The sequence below is a fragment of the Zobellia laminariae genome (assembly GCF_030553095.1).
GTDB classification, from domain to species: domain Bacteria; phylum Bacteroidota; class Bacteroidia; order Flavobacteriales; family Flavobacteriaceae; genus Zobellia; species Zobellia laminariae.
This window is the reverse complement of sequence record NZ_CP130738.1, coordinates 1,610,891-1,636,162: the sequence shown is the minus strand read 5'-3', so window position 1 is coordinate 1,636,162 and position 25,272 is coordinate 1,610,891. Positions and strand designations below refer to the sequence as shown.

Genomic DNA, 25,272 nt, shown 5'->3' with positions numbered 1-25,272 from the left:
CAATATGAAATTGAATCTAAAATTTGTTTTTTTCTGTCTAGGCATGCTTATGATGAGCGGCTGTGGCCAGCTTAACGGAAACCGTACTATTCGTTTGGCACATGGGTTAGATGTAAATCATTCTGTGCACAAAGCCATGATGAAAATGGGTGAGGACCTAAAAGAACTTTCTGGCGGCAAAATGCTATTGGAAATTTATCCTAACCAACAATTGGGTACCGAGCGCCAATGTCTTGAATTACTCCAAATTGGGAGTTTGGATATGACTAAGGTGTCTGTTGGAACTCTAGAGAATTTTGCTCCAAAAATGAGGGTACTGGGTTTGCCATTTTTATTCAGGGATAGACAACATTCGTTTGATGTGCTTGATGGTCCTATTGGCCAAGAGCTATTAAATGACGGAGAACAGTACTGGCTTAAAGGGCTAGGATATTATGATGCGGGAAGCCGTAGTTTTTATACCAAAGATAGACCCATTAATAACCCAGATGATCTTGTTGGATTAAAGATTAGGGTAATGGAGAGTGTTACTGCTATGGACATGGTTAAGGACCTTGGTGGTTCTCCAACACCTATTTCTTGGGGTGAATTGTACACCGCATTACAACAAGGTGTGGTAGATGGAGCGGAAAATAATCCGCCTAGTTTTTATCTTTCCAGACACTATGAAGTTTGTAAGTTCTATACTTTGGACGAGCATACGGTACTACCAGATGTACTATTAGCGGGAACTCATTTATGGGATAGCCTTTCGGAAGAAGAACAAGGATGGTTAAAGAAAGCGGTTGATGGCTCAGTGGGTTACCAACGAAAATTATGGGGAGAAGCTGAAGATGAAGCCCTAGCCGAAGTGGAAAAAGCGGGTGTTGAAATTATTAGACCGGATAAAACACTTTTTTCAGAAAAAATAAAAGACTCGTTTGACAAATACAAGGACGACGAAGTTATCTACAAATTGATTAAAGAAATACAAGCAACCAAATAATATGGAATTAAGGAAAAACATTGACAAAGTGTTGGCCTATTTTCTCGTCACGATAATGGGAATTATGGTCTTAAACGTACTGTGGCAGGTGTTCAGTCGGTTTTTATTGGGTTCACCAAGCTCATTTACAGATGAACTGGCCAGATATCTAATGATTTGGGTCGGAATTTTAGGTGCCGCATACGTATCAGGTAAAAATCTTCACGTTGCAATTGATGTATTACCAAAGCGTTTCAGTGAGGGTACACAAAAGAAATTACAATTAATAGTGCATTGGTTGGTCATTCTGTTTAGCCTTGGAGCTTTAGTTATTGGCGGCTCTAGATTGGTGTATATTACTCACGTTCTGGACCAACATTCGCCAGCTTTACAAGTGCCATTATCTCTTGTTTACCTTGTTATTCCTATTAGCGGAGTGCTAATTATCTATTATAAAATTTCTGACCTTCTTAAAGACTAAGTATTATGGAGTATTTACCAATTATAGTTTTGGTCCTGAGTTTTGTAGTTCTATTGGCCATAGGAACTCCCGTTGCATGGAGTATTGCCATATCATCTGTTCTTACCATGTTAGTAAGCATTCCTGTGTTACCAGCATTTACGACAGTTTCTCAACGAATAGGCACGGGTCTAGATAGTTTTGCCCTTTAGCCATACCCTTATTTATTCTCTCGGGTGAACTGATGAATAAAGGTGGAATCGCACACCGTTTAATTGCTTTTGCGAAGACTTTGGTGGGGTCCTTACCCGGTGGTTTGGCGCTAATTAATATTGTTTCCGCTATGCTTATGGGGGCCATTGCCGGCTCCGCTATGGCAGCTGCTTCCGCAATGGGAAGCATTTTGGGACCTGAAATGGAAAAAGAAGGATATTCTAGGGAATTTGGTGCGGCCGTGAACATTACTGCAGCTACTACAGGTCTTATTATTCCTCCAAGTAATGTACTTATCGTGTATTCTTTGGCAAGTGGTGGGGCTTCTATTGCGGCATTGTTCTTAGCAGGGTATATTCCATAATTCTTACGGGACTTTTCTTGATGATAATTGCTTCGTTTTGGGCTAAGAAAAAGGGATATAAAGTTGGAAAACGTAGCACGTTAAAAGAGGTTTTTAAAACTTTTGTTGATGCTTTGCCAAGTCTTTTTATGTTGGTGGTTGTTATCGGAGGTATTGTGGCCGGTATTTTTACTGCTACGGAAGCATCGGCTATTGCAGTATTATATAGCATGTTGCTAGGATTCTTCTATAAAGAGATATCACTTCCAAGACTTCCAAAAATTTTATTGGACTCCGCTTCTACCACTGCCATCGTAATGTTACTAATTGGGGCTTCTATGAGTATGTCTTGGGCGTTATCATATGAGAATATACCACAGGAGATTAGTTCAGGGCTTCTTGGTATCAGCGATAATAAAATTGTCATACTTCTTATCATCAACTTACTATTGTTGTTCGTTGGGATTTTTATGGATATGACACCAGCAGTATTGATTTTTACACCAATTTTTTTACCAGTTGTAACCAAATTAGGTTTAGATCCAGTTCATTTTGGAATTATCATGGTCTTAAATCTTTGTATTGGTCTCTGTACGCCGCCTGTGGGCTCTGTACTTTTTGTGGGGGTTGGTATTGCCAATACAACCATAGAAAAGGTGATAAAACCGCTGTTGCCGCTGTTTATAGCTATGGTAATAGCACTGTTATTGGTAACGTATATACCGCAGCTTAGTTTATGGTTGCCAAGTTTGTTTGATTTATAGAATATAGACCGATACTTTAACTTTCGGAAAACTAGCAATTATGTGAGATGTTTAGGTACACACTTCATAATTGCTAGTTTTTTATTGGATTTAAGTCAAATAGAGCTGATTTGTAACAACTTAACACAACCGTAATAAACCCCTAATCTTTTGATTAAGATAAGCAGATGATTAAAGGGCATCTTTGCCTCGCAGTATCCGGCATACGTTCTTATTTGAATTAGCTTGAATAAAATTTAGCCGATGGGGACATCGGTTTTTTTGGTTTTAAAAACTTCCTTTTGTTCTATCTTTCCTAAAAAATCACGATACCATTTTCCAGAGACCTTAATGGTCCGTTTTAAAGTTTTAAAGTCGATGTGTACCAAACCGAATCTAGGGTAATACCCTTCGGCCCATTCGAAGTTATCCGTAAAGGTCCACACAAAGTAACCTGAGACCTTAATGCCTTCTGAACTGGCTTTGTGCACTTGTTTCAAATAATTCTGAAGATAGGAGGTTCGTTCTAAATCATTAACTTTTCCATCTTTCAAACTGTCTTCAAAAGCAGCTCCATTTTCGGTAATTAAAATCTTATTCACACCTTCGTATGCGTTAAATTTTTTTAACATCTCATAGATGCTAGGTGGGTAAACTTCCCAGTCCATTAACGTGGTTTGGACATTTCTGTCAGGAGCTTTTACGATTTTGGCTCTTAGATAAGGCACGGTATAACTATGTCTAACAACTTCTCGGGTATAATTTTGTACACCTATGAAATCGAACTCAAAAATACTGTTTTGAGCATCTTCTGGTTTTGCATATTTCTTTATTTTTCGTAATACAGCAATACTTTCATCTGGGTAGCCAAGTCCTAAACTAGGTTCAATAAAAAGTCGGTTTAAAAGAGCATCTGCCTTATCAACTGCTTTAAGGTCTTTTTTACTATTTGATCGCGGCGTAATTTGAGAACATGAAAAAGTTGTTCCTATACTTGCACTATAAGCACCATTTTACGGAGTAATTTTCCGCCTAGAGCTTGGCATAAAACCGCATGATGAATGGCAGGAATAAAGTTTCTAAGCCCTTTTTTTACCTTGGCGCGTGTACGCCTAAAAAATATCCGGCTCCGGTGAATACCATGGGTTCGTTAAGTACCATCCAGTGCTTCACACGATCACCAAAATGCTCACAGCAAATTTTCACATAAGCTTCAAACCATTCTAAAACCTTTCTGTTGGTCCAACCCCCAAGTCTTCTAGGGCTTGAGGCAAATCCCAATGATAGAGGGTTACCCAAGGGGTAACACCACATTCAAGACAGAAATTAATAACGTCGTTATAGAATGCTATTCCATTTTGATTCACTTTACCCGTTCCATCGGGTAGTATTCTAGACCATACAATGAAAACCGAAAGTGATCAATATTCATCGATTTCATTAAAAGAATATCATCTTGATATTTATTGTAGAAATCACAGGCTATTTGTCCATGCTGATTTTCAAAAATGGTTCCTTTCTTAGTTACAAACTCATCCCAAATAGATATTCCTTTTCCGTGAGCTTCGTGGGCTCCTTCAATCTGATAAGCAGCGGTAGAAACACCCCAAACAAAATCTTCTCCAAAATCTTCAGGTTGCAAATCAAAGTTTGATTGCTCACTTGTATGCGTCATTTAAAACTGTTTGTCTTTTTTGAACGTTAAAGATTCCTCTAAAACGGATTCAATTATCTCATCTGTAAGGTCAGGGTAGTTTACCTCTATCTTGGTATCCGTATAGACCCAATTTTTGATTTTGTCCAGATGTTTTATTTTTAGTGATTTGACTACGGGTACTCCCATATCCTTTAATGCCGCTGCGTTGCATTGCTGCTCGTATTGGCCTTTCATAGGAATAACCAATAATTTCTTTTGCATATATAAAGCTTCGGCAGGGGTTTCAAATCCAGCACCACAGAGAACACCTTTACTTTCTGCCATACTATGAACAAAAGCTTCGTTGGTGATGGGGCTAATGGTTATGTCTTTTGAGATAAACTCTTTCTGGTTATGCTTTGAGAATACTTGCCATTTTACATCCTTAATATTCGAGAGCATTTTTAGGATTTTTTCATCGCTATAGGAAGGAAGATAAACTGTGTAATGTTCTCCAGGGGATGTTTTTATAGACCTTACATCTTGTCTAATGATGGGTGTAAATATGTTATCGTCATAATTCTTAAAGTGAAATCCATATTGGGAAGTAGAGGGCGCATACTTTTCTAGTATAATTTTTCCCAGATGGTCTTTTTGCTTCGGTTTAGGAGCATGGCGAGATAAAACGGCGGATTGATGACTAAGAGCAACACATGGCAAGTTCTTAGTTTTGCAGGCCCACGCAGATATAGGTTCAAAATCGTTTATGACCAAATCATATTCCGCCACAGGAATACTTTTAATTTCCTTGTTAATTCTAGCGGCATTTGTCTTTAAGTAGGTGCGCCACATATCTACACCACCTTTTTTTCCAAAAATGAAACTCCAACCACTTAGTTGATATTTTATAGGGTAAGGTAGCTTAATGTCTGCTTGTGTACCGCTGACCAATATATCTAGCTCAACATTTTTTCTCTGCAAAGCGGGAATAATATCTCGGGCCCTACTTAGATGCCCATTTCCAGTGCCCTGTATAGCATAGAGTACTTTCATCTAATGTGTGTTTTGAGGTTGGTCTTTGCTCACTTTTGATGTTACCATGTCATTGAATTCCGCCATTAAACTTTGGAAAAGCTCTTTTTTCTCCAACATTTCAACCTATATCATTACTGTCTGAATTATGAGCTTGAATGTGCTTGTCGTCCTCATATCTATATAATGTCCATTCGCCTTTAACGTATTCTAACGCGGTGAGGTTTTCAATCCAATCTCCGGAATTTAGATACATAACGGAACCATTATCTGTTTCAATAGATTTGATTTCCGGTTGATGAATGTGCCCACAAATGACATAATCAAATTCGTTCTCTATGGCAATATCAGCTGCAGTTTGTTCAAAATTATTAATGAACTTCACGGCAGATTTCACACTATTTTTTATTTTTTTAGACATGGAAACAGGGCCTTTTCCTAACTTCTTGTAACAGAAGTTTACCCCACTGTTTATGAGTATGAGCGTATCGTATCCAATAGCTCCAAGTTTCGCGAGCCATTTAGAATGTTGCATGGTAACATCAAAAACATCCCCATGAAAAATCCATACTTTTTTGCCATGAACTGGTAATACCAGTTTATTAACAATGCTAAAAGAACCTAGATTAAAACCGGAAAATTTACGCATCATTTCATCATGATTACCCGTAATGTAGTGCACTTTTACTCCCTTCGTAATCCACTCCATTATGAGCTTTACCACCTTCATATGAGATTTGGGCCAGTATCGTTTATTAAACTGCCAGATATCTACAATATCTCCGTTTAATACTACTTGCTTGGGGTTTATTGATTTTAGATATTGGATGAGCTCTTTTGCGTGGCAACCGTAAGTGCCAAGATGTATGTCTGAAATGACAACAATATCAACAGGTCTTTTTTTCATTGTATAAATGGCTGGCTGTGCTTTCTAATTTTCTTGAATTTTAAGGGCGAAAAGTAACTTCTAAGCTGTGAGATTAGAAGGTTTGCCAGAAGGGTCGATAGGTAGACGATAACTATCTTCATAATTAGAAAACAAGTTTAGATAAAGGTTCTGCTTTTAGTTGAATAGACGGTAAACTCTAGATTAACAATTTGTTAGTTAATCTTTATACTTCACTATTTGTTCTGTAGAGGTGTTGTGGCTATGCCTTAGGGAGCTATGGAATTTGTCCCTAGACAGTAATTGGAATACTAAATGTTAAAAAAGAAAAAACCGACGCATGAGACGTGCATCGGTTTACTAAACTAACTCAAACTAGATTAACTCAAATAATCACAGTGCAAAATTCGTTAAAAGCTCTCGTTAAAAAGTTAACTTAATATCAAGCTATCATTACGAAAACGATAGATTTATTTTTCTCCTAGGGATAGTGGTTTCCCCGTCATGCTTTTAGGTTGCTTCGTAAAGTTCAAAGCCTTTATAATGGTGGGGGCAATCTGGGTACTATGCAATTGTTCAGGGGTTGAAATCTCGCCCTTGGCAGAAATTCCTTTTCCAAATAGAATCATCCAAACTTGTCCGGCACCTTTTATTTTTTCGCCATGACTTTTCCATGTTTCCAAAGGTTCAGTTCCTCGGCCATGGTCCGTAGTTATGATGAATAAAGTGTTGTCTTTGTAAAATGCGTCTTCCTGGTAAAATCATATAAGTTCTTGAGCAATGCATCCGTGTTATAGGCAGATTTCAAGTAGGCTTCGTAGTTACCATCATGTGCAAAATCATCGGTTTCTCCATAAGCGATATAGGTTAGTGCCGAGTGGTTTTTCTTCATATGTTCAATGGCATAATAATGCGTGAAGGCATCTAGACGAACCGTACTCCATGGGCTAGGTATTTTTGGTTGTAGATGGTTCAGGAATTTTTCGCGTTCGCTAAGATTATCTCCTTTGGCAATTTCAAATCCGCCATTTACCGGTACCCCGGAACGCTCTTCATTTACGATAAACGGGAAAACATCCCAGCTACCAAAAGCCGCTACTTTGTTCTTGTAGCGCTCATTTGTATTTGCAAGTTCTAGAATAGTGGTATTGGGGTTAGGTATCTTGTCATTACTGTCTATGCGGGCATCATCGGCCTTACCTGTTAATATTTCATTGTAGCCTGGGTATGAGAACCACATTTTATTGGTAAGGTCAACCTTGCTTCCCAATTCTCGGTTGCCATGTATTTGGCCCATTTCTGAAATGGTATTCCACACAAAGGGCATTAAGACTTCTCTTCTTGCTTTTGGTGTTGGTTTCCAAAATTTATTTTTTAATCCCGTTGTATCGTGAACGTACTCTTTATTTGAGACTAAAAGCGGGTCCGCACCAGAGAAAAGTTCTTGCCATCGTAACCCATCTAAAGTAATGAGTACTACTTTTGTGTCTTTATCTTGGGCGTTGATATTAACAGATAGAATCAAGGCAAAGAGGCAGAAAATAATTTGTTTCATGGGTTGTTGGTTTTAAAAATTAAAGTGTTGGACCAGTCGCTCCAATTCAGGTGTTGGTCACGGTAGCGAACACGCCAATAATAGGTGGTGTTAGGTTTTAATCGTTTGGAGGCTTCGTCGGTAAGGTCATCATCTTTTTGCCTGTTTTCAAGATAATACCAGTTTTCAGACTGTTTCCAACTGTCTAAAGATAAGTTTGAAAAATCAGATTTCGTAGCTATTTGCCAATGTGCAGCTGCGTGATATGCCCCGTTAAAAGTACTATTGAATTTTCCGGCTTTTAGTGTTGTTCCGGTGAATGCGATGTTTTCTCCTTTTGGTGAAATAGCTTGTGGTGCATCGGGCTTGTGGCTCTTGGCGTAAATGGTGATTTCATCGGTCTTTTCGTTGGACCTTAGGATGTTTTCATTGCCTCTGCTTATTCTTTTTAAAGTGAATTTAGGGTTGCCTTCTGTTGCGTCTACTTCTACCATAACAAAACCGTACTCGTCTTGGGTTACGGTAAACTCATCATAATCACGGCCTTCAAACTCGCCCCAGTTGTCTATAGCACCACCGGCCGAAGCAACATTTACCCAAAGGTGTTTATGGTCTTTGGATTGCCCTCTGGAATAACCATGGGTATGACCAAAAAAATGAAGACTGGGCTTACCGGTTTTTGTAGAGAAATCTTCAAGAAGTTTAATTACTTTTCCAGTGGATTCTTCTTCTCCGGGTATCCATAGTTCCGATTTGTGCGGATGGTGCAATTGAGCGAATACAAAGTCGATATCCGGGTTTTTGGCCGTTTTTGACAACACTTCTTTTAACCATAAGATATTGTTCTTCAATATCTCGGTAGCCATCATTTGAGTTAAGACCTATGATGCGCGTATTGCCATAATCTTTAAACCACCAATGCTCCGCGTAGGCGGGTGTTCCGTTTTTGGGTAGGCTGAAGTATTTAAAGTAATAGGCCGAATTTTTTTCATGGTTGCCCAATACCGGATAAACGGGTATTTCCGAGAACAGTTTTTTTGCCGGTCCGAAAAAATCGTTCTGCCATTGCTCATATTTTGTGCCATTTTCCACAAGATCACCGGGAACTAATACCAATGCTAAATTATCAGGAAACGCTTTGCCATACTCAGTTTTAAGATACGGGAGAATACCTTCGTTCACGATTTCCGAAAATTTATCGGGATTTTGATGGTCCTTTTGTATGTCGCTCATGGCGAGCATGTTGAAGGACTGATTGTCACTCGCAAAAGGAGGTGTTTTAAACTGAAAAATGTCCGAAACAACTTTTTCAGTACGTACGCGGTAAAAATAGGTGGTAAACCTTTTAAGATTTTTAATTTGGACTTCGTGTATTCTAGAATCGGTAAAGTTGATGTCTGAAGCTAAACCTTCTGTTTTTTTACCTAGTTTTTGGGTGGTTCCCCATTCAACAATACTTTCTTCACCACTACTGGTCTGCCACATTATTTTTATAGAATTAGGGGTGGCATCCTGTAGATATGGGTTTACTAATAGCGTGGGTTGGTCTTGTTGCCCATTCACAAATGAAAAGAGCATAAGGTTGAGAATTAGTAGGAGGTATTTATTTTTCATTTTCAGTTGGTTTGATGGTTTAACGAAGAAAGGGAATTATCAAGAATCTTAACTGCTTTTTTAAGTTCATATTCAGAAATAGTAAGTGCCGGGGCAAGTTGTAGTACGTTGCCAGCGGAGACTTTAAAGCTAAGTCCGTTCTTTAGACATTCATACATTACTTTTTCGGCTTCGTCAATTGCTTTTTCTTTTGTTTTCGGGTTTTTTACGAGTTCAAGTCCCCATAAAAGTCCTAAACCTCTAACATCGCCTATAATAGAATACTTTTCTTTTAGGAGATTCATTTCTTGGTGCATGATTCGCTCAAGATTTTTAATTTTATCCAGGCGAAGTTCCTCTTCAATAATTTCTAGGGTAGTCAAGGCCGCTACAGCACCAAGCGGACTCTTCTCATGGGTGTAGTGACCCAAGGAAATATCACTGAAATTATTATAGGCATCACGCGTAACGATAGCTGCCTGCGGAAAAATACCACCTCCCAACCCTTTTCCTAAACAAAGGATATCCGGCTCTATATCATAATGTTCAAAAGCGAACATTTTTCCGGTGCGTCCCATGGCTATAGGAATTTCATCTAAAATTAAGAGTACGCCATAGGTATCACAAAGTTTCCGGGCTTCTTTCCAAAAGGTTTTTGAGGGAAGTTGTACATCCGTATTTCTTACGGTCTCTGCCAAGAAGGCGCCAATATCTCCTTCTTTTGCGAATACATATTCTAAATACTCCAGACATTTAGATTCGTTGCCTTCGTAAATGCCGCGGTAGGTAACAGGTGGCGGAATACGTTCTACCCCTGGCATCATGGGTCCCATGTGTTCTCTGAAAACAGATTCCCCGCCTACGCTTATGGCATCTAACGAGGCGCCGTGAAAGGAGTCCCAAAATGAAACAACCTTAAATTTGCCGGTTACCGCCCGTGCCAGTTTAAGGGCGATGCCAATAGCGGCACTGCCATTGGGGGTCATAAGCGTACGGTTTAAATCCGATGGCAAGAGCGAAGCCAATTTCTCTGCAAAATTAATAGCCGCTTCGTTGGTGTACCGCCGCGTAGAAAAGGTAAGCGACTGCAGTTGTTCGGTAAGGCGCTGTATTAGTTTGGGGTGTGAAAACCCCAACTGATGTACGTTATTGCCATGAAAATCAAGATACTTTTTTCCCGATAGGTTTTCGATATAAGGTCCTTCACAGTTTTTAAGTACGTCTAGACAAGGAGAGGATAGGGCCTGATGAAAAAAATAACGGGAATCTTTTTCAAGAAGGGCTTTTGTGCTTTCATCTACCTCATGGTCTAGCCAAGCTTGTCTAGCAGGGGTATAATTAATATCCCCCTCGGTTCTTTTGTTGGTTTTTATTTTTTTATTCTGATGCATAAAGACAGTGTTCCCAAGAGTAGGATTTGGTACTATTTTGCTGGGCACTACAGTTTGTGCCCAGCGAAAACAGCGTTATAAAACAAATATTGAGAAACTTCATTTAGTTGGCAATCAATAAGGGGTGGGTTAAAATTTGTTTAATCTTGTTTTCTTCCTCTACGAAAACATCAAGCCAGCCATCGCCTCCACCATTGAACCAAAGGACCTTGAGGGTGTGTAGGCCGCGTTTTAAATTGATCGAACCGTCTTTGGTCCTTACCCCGTGGTCGCCGTCGTTATCCACTACCAATTCGTTGTCAATAAAGAGTTGACTGCCGTCGTCTGAACGAAGATAGAACCTGAAGTTTTTTTCTTCATCTACCCTTATCTGGGAAGTGAACCGTACTACCGTATTAGGTTTTATCTTATCCTTTATTTCATCGGAAGTAATTTCAAAAATATTTCCGGTTAGATTCGATTTTTTTGAACCTAGGGCCGGAAGAAAAGAAAGTTGGTCTTCGTAGAAAATCTCGTATTTTACTGGTTTTTTAAGGTCTTTTGGGCGAATTCTAAAATAGGCTTCTACAACCGGACTGCTAATTTTTTCATTAGTGAACATCGCACTTTTAACCAACGTATTTTGGGTTAGTGAGATGACCTTTTCATAAGCGTTGGAAGTTTTTGTTGGCAATGAACCATCTAACGTATACCGGATTACTCCTTTTGCATTCGGGTTTTCGATTTTTAAAGAAGTTGTTTCCGCGAAGAGTCCACCTGCCTTTTTATAACCATCCGCTTTTGGGGAGGTTAGAGGCTCCTTCAACTGCTCAAGAAGCATATAGTCATCTTCAATTTCATAACCTTCAAAAGCCGAGAGTACGGGTTTTCCGATCCAGGATATGGGGTTTTTAGACCCAGAGCAAAAGCAACGGTAGCCGCATTGTCATATTGGTAAACAGGAAGGTTGATCTTGTGGTTTTTCTTAACCCCTTTGCCCCAAACTATAAACGGAATTTCAATTTCTTTTAGAGATTCTCCGCCATGCCCTTTGCCCAAACCACCATGATCGGCACTAACAATGATTAGGGTTTTGTCCTCTAGACCAGATGCTGTAATTGCTTGTAAAAGTTGCTTTAAAAGGCCATCAGCTTTTTCTACGGATTTGTAGTATTTTGGCGTTCCATGACCGTATTCGTGGCCGGCGTGGTCTACATGGTCAAAATGAACGAAGGTAAGCTTCGGGTTTTTGTTTTTAATGTAGGCGCTGGCCAAAACCGCGGTTTCGTCTTCCGTTTCCGGACTCACATCATAATCGACCGCACTTTTCTCGAACAACCTTCCAAAACCGCCCCAGTGATAAATGGCTCCTATTTCTGCAGAAGCAATCTGGTCATTGGTCAACTGAAAGATGGTAGGAAATATGAACTCCTCACTTTGTGTAACTGCAGGAAGTGTAAAATTATCGCGTTCCCAAGCATTGGAAGTTATGCCATGTTGCTCGGGTCCGGCTCCCATAATCATTGAAGCCCAATTGGTACTTGAACTCGTAGGAAGTACTGCCCTAGCATGCAAGGAATAGGCGCCTTCTTGCATGAGTTTGTCAAAAGTTGGAGTAGCTGCATTTTGCAATCCATCCGGACTTAGTCCGTCAAAACCTATGACCACTACGTGTTCAATATTTAAAGTAGGAGCTTCTTGACCATTAACACTTTTGGACCATATTCCGCAGAGCGCTAATATTGGTATAAGTAACTTAATTGGCTTCATAATTTGAAAGATTAATTTATAACAATGCTTTTGCCTTGGTTGTTACGTCGGGCAAAAGCATTGCTGTTTATAAGAAGGTTAGTACCGTGTTCCGGTCTCCCACCATCCCTTAGAGTTTATATTATCTCCTCCAATTGCTGTAACTGCCGTATCATAATTTACTTTGTTCAAAGTTTGTTCTGAAGAAGGGTATAGAAATCTAACTGGGTAAAGACCTTGGTTTTCATTGTCCGGTCCGGCTTCAAGTGCAGGAAGGCCTGTTCTCCTGTAATCGAACCAACCTTGGTAATCTACATTCCAAAGTGCTAGTGTTTTTTGGGTTATTAGTAATTCAATGCTTCCATCGTAAGCTACGGAAGGCTGTGCTAAATAAGCATCAATAACCGCATCGTCCGTTACGCCCCAATACTTCATGCTCTGGCGAATTCCTTCATTGTAAAAAGTTTCGGCATCACCGGAAATAAAGCCTCTTTCTGCGGCTTCGGCCAAAATAAAGTTCACCTCAGAGCTTTTTATAATATAGGCCTCAGCTTCAGTTCTGGAAAAGTAGAACAATTCAACATCTAAACGGCTAGGGCTATTGGCATCGTCATACGCTCTAGCATTATCTTGATTTAAGCCAATTGGTATGCCTACGTACTCCCCATCGCTATTACGGTCAAACCAGATATCCAATCTAGGGTCGTTAAAACGGGTAAGGTATTCGAGTCCGGTAGTACATAGGCTTTTCTCGTCAAAACCACCAATACGTCCTGTACTTTCTGGCCAAGAATCAGTATTTGAAGTTCCGCTGAAAGTTAAGGTAGCATTGTCATCATTGGTCATGATATAGTTTCCGGCACTCACAATAGCTTGCATTTGGGCCGATACGTCTCTTTGTTTTGAGATTCGCAACAAGTAACGTAACCGTAGAGAGTTTGCCAGTTTTCTCCATTTTGAGGCATTACCATCAAAAATAACATCTCCCGATGAACCTGTAATGGTTTGATCCAAGGCCAGAGCTGCATCGGCATCAACTAAATCTTGAAGAACGCCATTGTAAACCGTTTCTTGATCATCATATTTTGGGGTGAAGACCGCATCTGTTCTTCCGGTAATGGCTTCCGTATAAGGAACGTTGGCATAAAGATCCGTTAAATTGGCATAACAAAGGGCTCTTAAGGTTAGGGCAATGCCTTCATAAGTGCTATTCTTTGTTTCCTCTGCTCTAGAGATTTCTAGAATATCTGTTACTTCTGGTAAAATTTCATAGAAAAAATTCCAAAGACCTTGATCTCCCCATTCAAATTGACCAAAGCCAGGAAATTGTTCTTTGCCATTAGCTGGGTAAGAGTATTTCCGTCCGAATATCCTTCGGATGTTAAAGTGCGGGCAATTTCTGAAGTTGCCGTAGCGGTAAGTAGATTGGCACTTACCATTTCCGGAGCATTAGGGTTCGTATTAGTTTCTTCAAAATCTGCGGTACAGCCCGTTAAGCTTAAGCCGGATAGAAGGATTATGGTAAATATTTTTGATGTTTTCATCTTGAATATGTATTGTAGTGATTAATTCTATTTAGAATTCAATGTTTATATTAAATCCATAGCTTCTTGTGCTTGGCAAGGCCATATCCTCTACGCCAGGAACTACACTTCCGCCCGAAAATGATAAGGTTTCAGGGTCAACATGGGGGTTTTCAGTCCATAGTGCTAGGTTACGTCCAACAAGAGAAATACTGGCGGAAGCAATTGGGGTTTGGGCGAACATCTTTTTAGGGAAGTTGTAACCGAATTTTACTTCTCTAAGCTTCACATAGCTGGCATCGTACATTGTGGTTTCCTCATTGCTTCGATTGTACACGGTAGAGTAGTACCCGGATGCAGGAACATTTATGGTGTTCTCTTCATATACAGGATTTTCCGTTGTTCCGGTATTTATTACTCCTTCGGCCACAACACCTGTTTCACGCCCTTCCGTAGTAAAATCCAAAAGGCCAGTGGTGCCACCAATGGAGACCGTTCTTGAATGGTAAACACCACCTTGTCTCCAATCAAAAAGAACGCCCAGATTTAGATTCTTGTAACGGAAACTATTTTGAAGGCCTACCATAAAATCAGGATTATAGTTGCCCAAATTTCTAAGATCACTGTCTCTTGAGGGGAGACCCGTATCTGAATTGATAATCCACTTTCCATAATGAGGACTGTTGGTGTCCGTTACTTTTACGAAACCTGTACCATATAGATCTCCCATTCTCTCACCTACCTCGGCACCTACAATAAGGTAGTTTTCTTTTATCTGATAGAAAGGTAGTCCGTCTGCTAGTGCTATAATTTCACCTCTATTGGTAGTAAAGTTGATGTTAGTGTTCCAAGTAAAATTCTCAGACTTTACAGGTGTGGCGTTCAAAGTAATTTCTAGACCTTCGTTTCTAACTTGGCCGGCGTTGATTACCGTCCTGTTGTAACCTGAAGTATTGGAAACAGGTAGTGAAATAATTTGGTTCTTGGTTTCCGACCTATATAATGCCACGTCTAGCCCCAAACGATTACTAAACAATTTTAAGTCCGCTCCAACTTCAAAAGAATTGGTTCTTTCTGGTTTTAAGTCCGGTAGTTTTAATTCGGAAGGCGAATTAACTCTTGAAAAACCGTTGAATGTTGTTCCAAAGCCGTAGGTCGATAATAAGTTGTACGGGTCAGTATCGTTACCTACACTTGCCCAACCTGCTCTTAATTTCGCGAAAGTTATGGTTTTGGGAAGCGTGAACATGTCCGATAGAATTAAACTAAGTCCCGCAGAAGGATAAAAATAACTGCTGTTCTCTAAAGGAAGGGTAGAAGACCAATCATTTCTTCCGGTTACATCTAAGAACAAATAGTCTTTGAAGCCAAAATTCGCAAAGGCGTACAGACTGTTAATTTCCTTTTTGTCATCGTAATCGCTAGACGTTAGAGGTTCTGCCGTATTTCCGAAATTGTATATGCCGGGAATTGAAAGCGAGTTGGCACTTATTCTTTGATATCTATTTTTAACAATACGGCTATTGCCCCCAAAAGAAAGACCAAAATCAAAGTCATCATTAAACGTAGTGTTGTAGCCAAGAAGAAAAAATCTGTGTTCTGCTCAAAAGCATAGATATTATCTTCTCTATATTGACCCCTTGGGAACCGCTGAGTAGAATATGCTCTTTTACGCATATTTAGTTCGTTGGCATAATCAAATCCGGTTCTGAACATAAAATCTAGACCTTTGGCCAATTTAATGTCTGCACGCATATTGGTAATAACACGGTCCTTATCAAGACTATTCGTGTTTTCGTAAACATTAAAGAAAGGGTTGTCGTGGTAATTGTAATTATAATTGTACTGTTGTACGCCCTCTAAACCTGGTTGCCAGTAATCGCGTAGCGAGTCCATATCAACATGTTGTCCGAACCAAATCCATAAGTACATAATGTTTTCCGTGCCATACGAGTTTACAGGACGGTTGCCTGAGTTACTGTTTACATAGTTCATAGAACCGGAGACTTTAAGCCAATCTGCAAGTTGGTACGATCCGTTAAGTGCATATGAACGTCTATTGTAATCCGTATTGGGTACGATGCCCTCGCTTTGTAAATCGGTAAAAGAGAGTCTAAAGTTTCCTTTATCGTTTCCACCGGTTAGCGCAATGTTGTTACTAATGGTATGTCCGGTTTCAAAAAAACTTTTAATGTTTCCGGGTCTCGATAAAAACGGAGTGGCAATAATTTCATCGGCAAAAGTACCGTCTGCATTTCTTGGTCGTACATGAACATCACCCGCACGCAAACCGCTGGTTGTTGGGCTGTCATGCTGTGCAATCAATTGACCGTTTAAAGCAGGACCCCAACTTTCGTCAACATGATCGTTTACGCCTCCCGTAATGGAACGATTTTGACCACCATCGGCAAAAGCGAACTGACCGTTTGATCCTTGACCGTATTCATATTGATATTCTGGAAATGTTAGAATAGACTCAAATGTGGTGTTGTTGGTGTAGGAAACACCTATGCCCTTGTTGTTCTTTCCTGATTTTGTAGTTATCAATATAACCCCATTAGCACCTCTTGAGCCATAAAGGGCGGTGGCACTTGGTCCTTTTAGAACGCTCATGGTCTCTATATCGTCCGGGTTAATGTCTTGGGCACCGTTTCCGTAGTCTACTTCCATGTTACCTTCGCTAGACCGGCTACTTACACTGTTGTTGATGGGAATACCATCAACTACGAAAAGCGGTGAATTCGCGTTTGGACTTGGGTTTAATGAACTTTCCCCACGAATAATGATTTGTGAGGATGAACCTACTCCAGAATTACCACCGGTTACCTGTACACCAGCTAGTTTACCTGCTAAGGAGTTAACAACGTTGGTTTCTTTTGCTTTGGAAATGTCTTCTCCCGAGACTTTTTGAACAGCATACGCTAATTTTTTAGCTTCCCTTTTAATACCCAAAGCAGTTACTACAACCTCACCTAGTTGTTCTGAGTTGGGTTGTAAAACGATGATTGCTGTTGTTTTTTCCGTTGTGTTGAATTCGGAGGATATATACCCCAAATAGGATACTACCAGAATTTCATTTCCTTGTGGTAATTCTATGCTGAAATTACCGTCAAAATCTGTGGCTACCCCGGTTGCACTTCCTTTAATAACTAAAGAAGCACCGGGTAATGGCACTTGGTTTTCATCTAGTACCGTTCCCGTAAAAGTGGTCTGCGCACGGGCGGCCATACTGACCATTAAAGTGAATAAGGCTAAAAGAACTGTTCTTTTCATTTTTTCGTATTTGTAAACTTTGGTTAATTATTACGCAACAAATATCCGTTGAACAGGTTAAGTGAAATGTTATTAAATATTAAGTTATTGCAAGGTTTAAAGGAGGTTTGTTATAAAAATGTTACCTTAACGTTATTTACAAATACTCAAATATAGATTTTGTAATTATGACCATTTAATTAGATTTTTGTTGATTAAATGTCCTATGTATTTTGTAGGTTTAAATGTTATAAAACGTATTTGGTACTAAGTGTATACATTAAGTTATAGATATGGAAGACTACCTTATTGGTATAGGAAAACGAATTAAGGAAATAAGAAAAGGAGGAAACAAGACCATTAGCGATATTGCACAACGGGCAGAAGTTACTGGAGGCCTGATTTCAAGAATAGAGAATGGCCGGACCATACCTTCGCTACCCGTACTCTTAAAAATTATTAATGCATTGGAAGTTGAGGTAACCGACTTTTTTAACGGTATGGCCAAAATAAATGGGGCCAAATTTATCGTATCAAGAAAGGAGGATAATGCCAGCATTGAAAAAGAAGATAATGCTGTTGGTTTTAATTACACCTATATTTTTGGAAAGCAAATTTCTTCGTTAGGTTTTGAAACCATATTACTGGAAGTACTCCCAAATTCTGAACGTGAGAAAGTAACGACCGATGCTTACGAGTTTAAATATATGCTAAGTGGGGAATGTTATTATATAATTGATGATGAAGAAGTGCTGTTAAAAGAAGGTGATTCTATTTTCTTTGACGGTCGCATTCCGCATGTGCCCGTTAACAGGAGTGACAGACCAACCAAGATGCTGGTTATGTATTTCTTTATATAAAAGCCTAGCATAGCTTAAAAACAAAACGATCCGTTGCTTAATTGGGAACGGATCGTTTATTGTAGCCCTATACCGCTACAGTAGCAACTCAGCCTTTAATATAATTGGTAAGTTCTATAAGAGAATTCAATACATAAGTAGGCTCAGCGGATTTCAGTTGTTCTTCTGTGTGGGCTCCGGTGGTTACTCCAATGGTAACACCACACAAGGCATTCTTTCCTTCTTCAATGTCAATTATTGAATCGCCGGCTTTTAATACTTTATTGGCGTCACTTACTTCTAAAACCTGCATGGCTTTTATAATCATAGCCGGATGGGGGCGTCCTTCCAATACATCGTCTGCAGTTACCAAGGTATCATATTGGTTGCCTTTGGTCCAGTTCATTTTTTGAAGTAAAAGTTCTGCAATGGCCCTATTGTAACCCGTGTTCAAAGCTATTTTAATGTGCTGTGATTTTAATTTTGTTAAAACTTCCTCCACACCATCGAATGATGTTACTTTCAAATCATGATAGGCCTCATCTAGCAGTTGTTTAAAATCTTCGAAAATAGGTTCGGATGGTTCCGAGATTGAATTGTTATCGGCTTTTAATATATCTTTTATGGCTTGGTGTTTTTCTTTTCCGGCACCATGTTCAAGAACAAATTCCAAAGTGAAATCGTATCCCTTTTTATTTATAGCTTTTTGAACGGTCTTATAAACTACGTTGCTTTCATTTACGACCGTACCGGCCATATCAAATACTGCTAATTCTATGTTATGCATCTTATATGTTAAATATTGTGTTGATATTTTCTTTGGCAAAACCAGCGCTACCCGTCATGCCTTTACCTCCTATACCTGTTACTATGTGAATATTTTTGTCTATGGTATGTTGATAGATATCTGAATTTTTACATTGTGAGTAAAGCCCATACCATCTGTTTTGTATTTGATAGGTGGGTAGGTCTATTATTTTCTTTGCTTCTTGAAGGATGAAGTTGTCAATATCCATGTTCAAATCCATTCCCAATTCTTCTATACGTGACGCAGGGGCATACTCGTGCGAATCACCAATGATTACAGAGCCATCTGTAGCTTGTTTAAAAAGAATATGAACGCCCCATTTCTTTTGGAAAGACTCTTTACTTTCCTTAGCTTTTATAGCGCTGTACGAAGGGCATTCCGAAAAAGCCTCATAACGGCGTATGGAAAGTCCGGTCAGCACTGAGCTCGGCAATTTATAATTGGGCTGGTGCTTGGTTTGCATCATCTGTAGTTTTGATACGATAAGGTCACTTTCGGCAAACAGACGTGGGTAGAGTGTTTTAAAGTCGCTACCGTTGCAGATAATGACTTTGGTCGCGGATAAGCTTAGGTTGTCCGTTGTATGAACTTGCACCCAATTGGTTAGACTGTTGCACTCCACAACCGTTTTGTTGTAAAAAAGGTTTAATCCTTGAGTTTTTAGATAATCATGGAGTTTATTCACCATCAACCGTGGCTCAACCATTACTTCATCTGGAAAGAATAGTCCCATTTTCACATAATCTTTACGAAGACCGGGGTACTTTTCCAGACATTCTTCCTTGGTCAATAATTTGGATTTATAGGAATTAGTCAAGTTTATGGCATTAAGTTCTACCAAAAGCTGAACCTCTTCATCATTAGATGCTATATAAATGCTCCCCTCTTGACGAACCGATATATCAAACTTAGATTGGATTTTTTTATAGATGCGTAAGCTTTCTCGTCCGTAAATTTGCCATTTGGAATCCATTCCTGAGGGTACTACCTGTCCAAAATTCCGAACTGTTGCTCCTTGAGGTTTTCCATCTTTTTCGAGCAAGGCTACCCTTAGGCCCTTTTGAATGGCATGGTAGGCATGAAATGTGCCCAGTGCACCACCACCAACTACGATAAGGTCATATTTATTTTCCATGGTCATACAATCTGTAATTCACTTTTTAAAGTCTGCTGTTTCCTTCTGTATTTTTTTTTTTGAAATAGAGTAATGAACTCGTGGCTACGACAAAGCCTATAATAGCTATTGCATAGGTTCCGTAGCTAAAGAACTGTAGCCATGAGACGGAGCGTTGCCCAAAATTTTTGTAGAGTAGAATGGCCATGCTTCCTAGATACCCAAAGGCATCGGCAATATAGATGAGGTAGCCTGCATTTCCTTCAATTTTAAAGGTGGCTATCATCCTATCAAAAAAGATGCAATTAAACGGTACGTAGCAGATATATAATCCTAAGCCAATTAAAATCATCCAGAGTACAGGGCCTATAAGCTGGTTTTGAAATAGAAAGGTACTTATGCCAATTAATAGGGCGCCAAAAAGAAGGAGATAGTGATAGGTCATAAAGGCGCGATAGTTATTCTTTACGAACCCAAAAAGGCCAATTGAAAACAGAACTATAATCGCTACCGGAAGTTCCGAAAGGGTGTAGATAGAAGCATTGTCTTCAAAACCTACAGCATCCCAAATCTCACGGGAAAAATTATCCCTAAAATCACGTATCGCCGTAAGGCTGATATAAAAAAAGACAAGAATAATGATGGGGAAGAAGAAATTGGACAACACCGTTTTACGGTCTTCACGGCTCATAGGCCTTCGTTCTTTTCGTAGTACTTTGTCTTCTTCGGTGGGTCTTGGAATCCGGTCAAGTAAAATAGAGAACCCTAAAAAGGGAACTAGAAATACGGCACCGGTCAAGGCAGGCATCCAAATTTCGGAAACACTTGTGGCTTTAATCAAAAGTAAACCGACCGATTTTACGGCACCACTTGAAACTATAAAACTAGAACAGAGGGTAACACCTAATATTTCGGTAAATTTTCTCCCTTCTAAATATGAAAATACTATTCCCCAGATCATTCCCAGCGAGAGGCCGTTGAAGAACATGAAGATAATATTGTATGGAGGAGGAATAAGTCCAAAAAGAATCAAACTTAACTCCGCTAGGGAAATCATGACCAGAAGATACGGCAGCCTATTCTTGGCCTTGAGTTCGGAAATGAGCTTAATGCCAATGAATTTAGAAAGCATATACCCTAAGACTTGGGTGATTATGAGGATAATTTTATAATCTATTCCCATAAAGGACAGCTGCTCAAAGGTGGCTACTGTAAACGGTTTGCGGAAAGCATACATGCAGAAGTAGGTGCCAAATGATGCAAATGCCCCGTAGGCCAGAAATCTAATATCTTTATGTTGAATTTTAAATGTCATCAAAAGTTTACAAATAGTAAATATTGAAACACAAAATTCAATATTAATTCACTATTTGTAACTTTTTGAGCGTTAAGAAAAGCTTATGCAGTAATTATTTAATTGTGAAGGGAGAGTAGGTAATTGGGTTTTTCAGGGACTTTGAGTAAGAGTATTTAACGTTCCGCTCTACTGTAGTTGATAGCCACTGACCCACTAACCAATCTGTTCTCATTATCTATTCCGCTGAAAACACCGTCTTGTTTTTCGCTATCATCTTTTAGAAAGTAGGTTTTGAAATATATATCAACGTGGTCAAAAGCAATAATGCCAGATAAATCCAAGTTAAAATGAACTACGGAGCCTTTGTTAAGTAAATCCATATTGTCTTTCTCAAAGTAGACATTCTCTGTCTGAACGACCATTTGGTAATTGGTCGGTAATATTTTGAAATCTAATTTTTCTTCAAATCCATCGGGAAATTGGAAAGTCAGGGTATAGGAGCCGGCCAAACTCTCATAGATAGAAGCATACGGGCTGGCTTCCGAGATTTCTAGAAAATGCTTTGGAACAATACTTTTGTTTACAATACGCTTGTTTCTGACTTCCATTGCAATGTAAGGAGGGATGGTCGGGTTTTTAGACCGCTCCTCCATATCTTCCTTGGAGTCGCATCTTTCAAGAATTGTTCGCCCTGCCACTGTATTTGTGTAGATGTCAAAAGTACAGTAGGTACCTATTAAATACCTTACGTTAGAGGGATCGGTATGCCCTATGTAATAGATAGATTCACTAGCACCCTCCACCAATTTGCCATCTAGCAAAGTTTTTGTATTGATGTGTAAGGTGTCTTCCCTCCGGACTATATTTCCAAAATTGTAATGCTCTTTATTAGTTCCATCTTCTTGAGGGTATACATAGGTATGTTTTATCTTTTTCCAGTTGTTGGATATGATGGTTTCCCCTTTTAAAATAACATCATCTTCTCCAAAATAATAATTCAAGTAATAAAAGGTCCTGTTTGCCTGCTCATCATAAAGTAGAGCAAGCTGTTTTTTTTTTTTAGACCTTCCAGTCTGTTTTCGTCCAAAAATGCATCAACAGAGTCGTACCCTAAATATAAAAATAGAACGGATTTGTAATATTGGTTGATTTTTATGATCGGTTTTCCCTTTCTAAAGTCCCTAACTTTGTCATAAAGATACTTTCCATTGATAAAATCGCTTCCAATATGTTCTAAGTCCTCTTTAAGGTTTGGCTTCTCGGAATCATAATTTCCATACCCATAAAATTGCATGGATTTCGGTATCTCTTTTATACCATGCTTTTTTTGAAGGTTTCTTTTAATTGCACTATCAAAATTTCAAAATACGCAGCGGTGAGGGGCAGACTAAAAAATTCCTGTTTTTTCATAAATTCCAATTTATTATTTAAAATTATTAAATAATGTTTTAATAACGATAAATAATTGATAAGAATGTGTGTAACATACTTTTATAAAAAAATCCAATGTTCATTTAAGCCAGTCACTTATGAAAAAACTACTATTTATTTTAATGTTGATTCCAATACTAAGTTGGGGTCAAGAACGTACCGTAAGTGGTACAGTAAACTTTGATGGTGAGCCTTTGCTTAAGGAGTTAATATTGTAGAAAAAGGCACTTCTAATGGGGTGACAACAGATTTTAACGGAAAATTTGAAATTGCCGTAAATGGCCAACCTACGTTAGTGTTTTCTTATATAGGATTCAAAACCATAGAGATTCCACTAAAAGAGAGCAATGTACTTAATGTTGTTCTTGAGGAAGACGCCCAACAATTAGAGGGTGTACAAGTAACAGGTTTTGCCGGTGTGGTAGGACGTGCAAGAAAACGTACGGAATCTGTACAGTCTATTCCTGAGTCGGTTACCGCATTGAACAGTGAAGGCATAGAAAAAAATGGGATCAACAATGTGACGAATTTCGCAAAATTGGTGCCCAACCTTAAACTGAACAGCTCTCAAGCGGCCGGAATTAACTTTTTAACGGTCAGGGGTATTCCCCAAATACGAAACGCAGATGCACCGGTTGCATTTGTAATAGATGGGGTTACCATTCCTGACCCTAGTTTGTTGAACCAAGAATTGTTTGATTTGGCATTGATTGAAATCGTAAAAGGACCACAAGGTGCGCTTTACGGAAAGAATGCTATTGGTGGGGCCATTAATATTTACTCTAAAGAGCCTGTAAATACTACTAAGAACAATCTAACCTTAGGATATGGAAATGCCAATGCGCTATTAACGCAATTTGTTTCTTCGGGTGCAATCAAAAAAGATAAGGTATTCTACCGTCTTTCTACACAGTTCAAGAATTTTGATGGTCTATTGACAAATGAATTTAATGATGAAAAAGTAGATTTTTCTAGAGAATTCAATGCTAGGGGTCAAATCATTGCAAGAATAACAGATAATTTCAAGGCTAGTGCTACCCTACAATTTATAGACGTAAGCGGCGGTGCTGCCTACTATTCCGTTAACCCTACGGGCAACTTATTTGTTGAAGGTGCTCCGGGTGGCTCTCTTTCGCCCGACCCTGAAGACGGTAATAATGTCATAAACCATGATGAACCGGGTAAATCGGATATCAGGAATGCTTTTGGAAGCCTTTCTTTGGACTATACTCCTGGTAAGGTTAAGATTCAAAGTATTACCTCGTATAACTATGTTGATAGATCATTAAGCGGAGATTTAGATTTCACACCTTTTGATGATTTTACTCAAGGGGAAACAGCTGAAACAAGAACTTTTAATCAAGAACTACGATTAAGCAATGTAGCATCGGAAGGTAAAATTAACTGGAGCGCAGGTGGTTTTTATCAGGATATAGAAAAGCCATTTTTTCAGGATGGATTTAATAGAGATTTTGATTTAAACCAACTTTTTTATGGTATTGCTGCAGATGTAATAAACACAACAACTACTTATGCGGCATTTGGTTTTATCGATTATAAAATAACGGATAAGCTTACGGCTTCTGCAGGTTTTCGTTATGATAACGATACTTTCAAACAAGAAGACCATTTGTCGGGTGACACCTTTGAACGTTCAAATGATATTGTACAGCCCAAAGCCTCGTTGTCTTACCAAGGCTACCGAAAATGCCTTAATCTATGCCAATTATGGTAGAGGCTATAGAACAGGTGGTTTTAATCCCGCATTGACTGATCGCTTTAATAGGGATTTTGAGGATGAAATTACTGACAATTACGAACTCGGTTTTAAAACATCAATGTGGAACAACCGCTTTATTCTGAACGGATCTGCTTTTTACACTGATTTTTCTAATCAGCAACAGTACATATTTGACCTAGATACATTTTTCCCTGGTAACTATAACTATGATAAGAGTAGAATTATAGGTTTTGAGTTAGATGCCAAACTTAGATTGTCTAAGTATTTAGATTTATTAGCTAACTATGGTTTTGTAGATTCTGAAATTACAGAAGGCGGAACCACTGGCGGTGTCGATGGAACGGCCACAGATTTAAGTGCTTTTAATGGTAAGAAAACTCCTTTTGTTCCCCAGAACAACTTTAACATAGGGTTGGAGTCTAGTTTTGCACTGACCGAGAAAGTAAACTTTGATGGTAGTATCAACCTTAATAGTACGGGCAAGACCTATTGGGATGAAAATAATTCCGATGCCTTTACTACAAGTGCTTACCAACTCTTAGATGCCAGAGCATCCGTTTCTTTTGACAACGTAAAATTCACCATCTGGGGGAATAATATTTTAGACAAACAGTATTATACGGAGTATGTGCTTAAGGCTCTACGTTTGGAGGTTTCGATGACTTCGGATGGAGAGGAAGACCAGCCAACTATGGTGCTTCGGTTTCAGTAAGCTTCTAATAACTTTTCAATAAATGGGAGTGT

The 25,272-nt window shown here is 39.1% G+C and carries 23 protein-coding genes and 2 pseudogenes; 6 read left to right on the top strand and 19 right to left on the bottom strand.

Features of this window, described 5'->3' with window-relative positions:
• The first annotated feature begins 4 nt into the window (after positions 1-4).
• The 3 genes and pseudogenes from Q5W13_RS07775 (at position 5) to Q5W13_RS07765 (ending at position 2,744) form a co-directional block, all read left to right on the top strand.
• Positions 5-985, top strand: a complete 981-nt coding sequence (locus Q5W13_RS07775) for a TRAP transporter substrate-binding protein (RefSeq protein WP_304445916.1) — start codon at positions 5-7, stop codon at positions 983-985.
• 1 nt (position 986) lies between these two features.
• Positions 987-1,445: a TRAP transporter small permease gene (locus Q5W13_RS07770; RefSeq protein WP_155595426.1), complete on the top strand. Its 459-nt coding sequence runs from the start codon at positions 987-989 to the stop codon at positions 1,443-1,445.
• A gap of 5 nt (positions 1,446-1,450) precedes the next feature.
• Positions 1,451-2,744 (top strand): annotated as a pseudogene (locus Q5W13_RS07765) (TRAP transporter large permease).
• A gap of 236 nt (positions 2,745-2,980) precedes the next feature.
• Here Q5W13_RS07765 and Q5W13_RS07760 read toward each other — a convergent pair.
• From Q5W13_RS07760 to Q5W13_RS07695, 14 genes and pseudogenes are all read right to left on the bottom strand, one after another.
• Positions 2,981-4,398: pseudogene (locus tag Q5W13_RS07760) on the bottom strand (GH1 family beta-glucosidase).
• On the bottom strand, positions 4,399-5,412 hold the full coding sequence (locus Q5W13_RS07755; RefSeq protein WP_304445915.1) for a glycosyltransferase family protein: 1,014 nt from the start codon (positions 5,410-5,412) through the stop codon (positions 4,399-4,401).
• 100 nt (positions 5,413-5,512) lie between these two features.
• Positions 5,513-6,298 (bottom strand): UDP-2,3-diacylglucosamine diphosphatase, encoded by a 786-nt coding sequence (locus Q5W13_RS07750; protein WP_368662480.1) that lies wholly within the window; start codon positions 6,296-6,298, stop codon positions 5,513-5,515.
• Positions 6,299-6,747: 449 nt separating this feature from the next.
• The gene (locus tag Q5W13_RS07745) at positions 6,748-6,960 is read right to left on the bottom strand and encodes a hypothetical protein (protein WP_304445914.1); all 213 of its coding nucleotides are present in this window, start codon (positions 6,958-6,960) and stop codon (positions 6,748-6,750) included.
• Positions 6,961-6,989: 29 nt separating this feature from the next.
• On the bottom strand, positions 6,990-7,832 hold the full coding sequence (locus tag Q5W13_RS07740; protein ID WP_304445913.1) for a phosphoglyceromutase: 843 nt from the start codon (positions 7,830-7,832) through the stop codon (positions 6,990-6,992).
• Positions 7,829-8,581: a metallophosphoesterase family protein gene (locus tag Q5W13_RS07735; protein ID WP_304445912.1), complete on the bottom strand. Its 753-nt coding sequence runs from the start codon at positions 8,579-8,581 to the stop codon at positions 7,829-7,831. The genes Q5W13_RS07740 and Q5W13_RS07735 overlap by 4 nt, the downstream gene beginning before the upstream one ends.
• Positions 8,514-9,425: a purple acid phosphatase family protein gene (locus Q5W13_RS07730; RefSeq protein ID WP_304445911.1), complete on the bottom strand. Its 912-nt coding sequence runs from the start codon at positions 9,423-9,425 to the stop codon at positions 8,514-8,516. Before Q5W13_RS07730 ends, Q5W13_RS07735 begins: the two co-directional genes overlap by 68 nt.
• A gap of 2 nt (positions 9,426-9,427) precedes the next feature.
• Positions 9,428-10,795, bottom strand: a complete 1,368-nt coding sequence (pbfA, locus tag Q5W13_RS07725) for a (R)-1-hydroxy-2-aminoethylphosphonate ammonia-lyase (protein WP_304445910.1) — start codon at positions 10,793-10,795, stop codon at positions 9,428-9,430.
• 103 nt (positions 10,796-10,898) lie between these two features.
• Positions 10,899-11,615 (bottom strand): chitobiase/beta-hexosaminidase C-terminal domain-containing protein, encoded by a 717-nt coding sequence (locus Q5W13_RS07720; RefSeq protein ID WP_304445909.1) that lies wholly within the window; start codon positions 11,613-11,615, stop codon positions 10,899-10,901.
• Complete coding sequence (locus Q5W13_RS07715; protein WP_304445908.1) at positions 11,597-12,544, bottom strand: alkaline phosphatase family protein; 948 nt, start codon at positions 12,542-12,544, stop codon at positions 11,597-11,599. The genes Q5W13_RS07720 and Q5W13_RS07715 overlap by 19 nt, the downstream gene beginning before the upstream one ends.
• A 78-nt stretch (positions 12,545-12,622) precedes the next feature.
• On the bottom strand, positions 12,623-13,759 hold the full coding sequence (locus tag Q5W13_RS07710; RefSeq protein WP_304446477.1) for a SusD/RagB family nutrient-binding outer membrane lipoprotein: 1,137 nt from the start codon (positions 13,757-13,759) through the stop codon (positions 12,623-12,625).
• Between the two features lie 14 nt (positions 13,760-13,773).
• Positions 13,774-14,067 carry a hypothetical protein gene (locus tag Q5W13_RS07705; RefSeq protein WP_304445907.1) on the bottom strand — a complete coding sequence of 98 codons (294 nt, stop codon included), beginning with the start codon at positions 14,065-14,067 and terminating at the stop codon, positions 13,774-13,776.
• Positions 14,068-14,098: 31 nt separating this feature from the next.
• Complete coding sequence (locus Q5W13_RS07700; protein WP_304446476.1) at positions 14,099-15,562, bottom strand: TonB-dependent receptor domain-containing protein; 1,464 nt, start codon at positions 15,560-15,562, stop codon at positions 14,099-14,101.
• Positions 15,535-17,319, bottom strand: coding sequence for a SusC/RagA family TonB-linked outer membrane protein (locus tag Q5W13_RS07695; RefSeq protein ID WP_304445906.1), 1,785 nt, complete (start codon positions 17,317-17,319; stop codon positions 15,535-15,537). Before Q5W13_RS07695 ends, Q5W13_RS07700 begins: the two co-directional genes overlap by 28 nt.
• 272 nt (positions 17,320-17,591) lie before the next feature.
• On the opposite strand from Q5W13_RS07695, the gene Q5W13_RS07690 reads away from it, so the two are divergent.
• Positions 17,592-18,158, top strand: a complete 567-nt coding sequence (locus Q5W13_RS07690; protein ID WP_038236450.1) for a helix-turn-helix domain-containing protein — start codon at positions 17,592-17,594, stop codon at positions 18,156-18,158.
• An 88-nt stretch (positions 18,159-18,246) separates the two neighbouring features.
• Here Q5W13_RS07690 and Q5W13_RS07685 read toward each other — a convergent pair whose 3' ends face one another.
• The 5 genes from Q5W13_RS07685 to Q5W13_RS07665 all read right to left on the bottom strand — a co-directional run bounded on the left by Q5W13_RS07685 (position 18,247) and on the right by Q5W13_RS07665 (position 22,650).
• A complete protein-coding gene (locus Q5W13_RS07685) occupies positions 18,247-18,924 on the bottom strand; it encodes a phosphonatase-like hydrolase (RefSeq protein ID WP_304445905.1) in 678 nt (225 codons plus the stop codon).
• 1 nt (position 18,925) lies between these two features.
• Entirely contained in the window at positions 18,926-20,080 is a 1,155-nt protein-coding gene (locus Q5W13_RS07680) for a TIGR03364 family FAD-dependent oxidoreductase (protein WP_304445904.1), read from the bottom strand.
• Positions 20,081-20,105: 25 nt separating this feature from the next.
• Positions 20,106-21,374 (bottom strand): DUF5690 family protein, encoded by a 1,269-nt coding sequence (locus Q5W13_RS07675; RefSeq protein ID WP_304445903.1) that lies wholly within the window; start codon positions 21,372-21,374, stop codon positions 20,106-20,108.
• A gap of 155 nt (positions 21,375-21,529) precedes the next feature.
• The gene (locus Q5W13_RS07670; RefSeq protein WP_304445902.1) at positions 21,530-22,357 is read right to left on the bottom strand and encodes a hypothetical protein; all 828 of its coding nucleotides are present in this window, start codon (positions 22,355-22,357) and stop codon (positions 21,530-21,532) included.
• Entirely contained in the window at positions 22,354-22,650 is a 297-nt protein-coding gene (locus Q5W13_RS07665) for a hypothetical protein (protein WP_304445901.1), read from the bottom strand. The genes Q5W13_RS07670 and Q5W13_RS07665 overlap by 4 nt, the downstream gene beginning before the upstream one ends.
• Positions 22,651-23,025: 375 nt before the next feature.
• On the opposite strand from Q5W13_RS07665, the gene Q5W13_RS07660 reads away from it, so the two are divergent.
• Together Q5W13_RS07660 and Q5W13_RS07655 are read left to right on the top strand one after the other, a co-directional pair.
• Positions 23,026-24,522, top strand: coding sequence for a TonB-dependent receptor (locus tag Q5W13_RS07660; protein WP_304445900.1), 1,497 nt, complete (start codon positions 23,026-23,028; stop codon positions 24,520-24,522).
• Positions 24,446-25,240, top strand: coding sequence for a TonB-dependent receptor domain-containing protein (locus Q5W13_RS07655; protein ID WP_304445899.1), 795 nt, complete (start codon positions 24,446-24,448; stop codon positions 25,238-25,240). The genes Q5W13_RS07660 and Q5W13_RS07655 overlap by 77 nt, the downstream gene beginning before the upstream one ends.
• Positions 25,241-25,272: the final 32 nt, after the last annotated feature.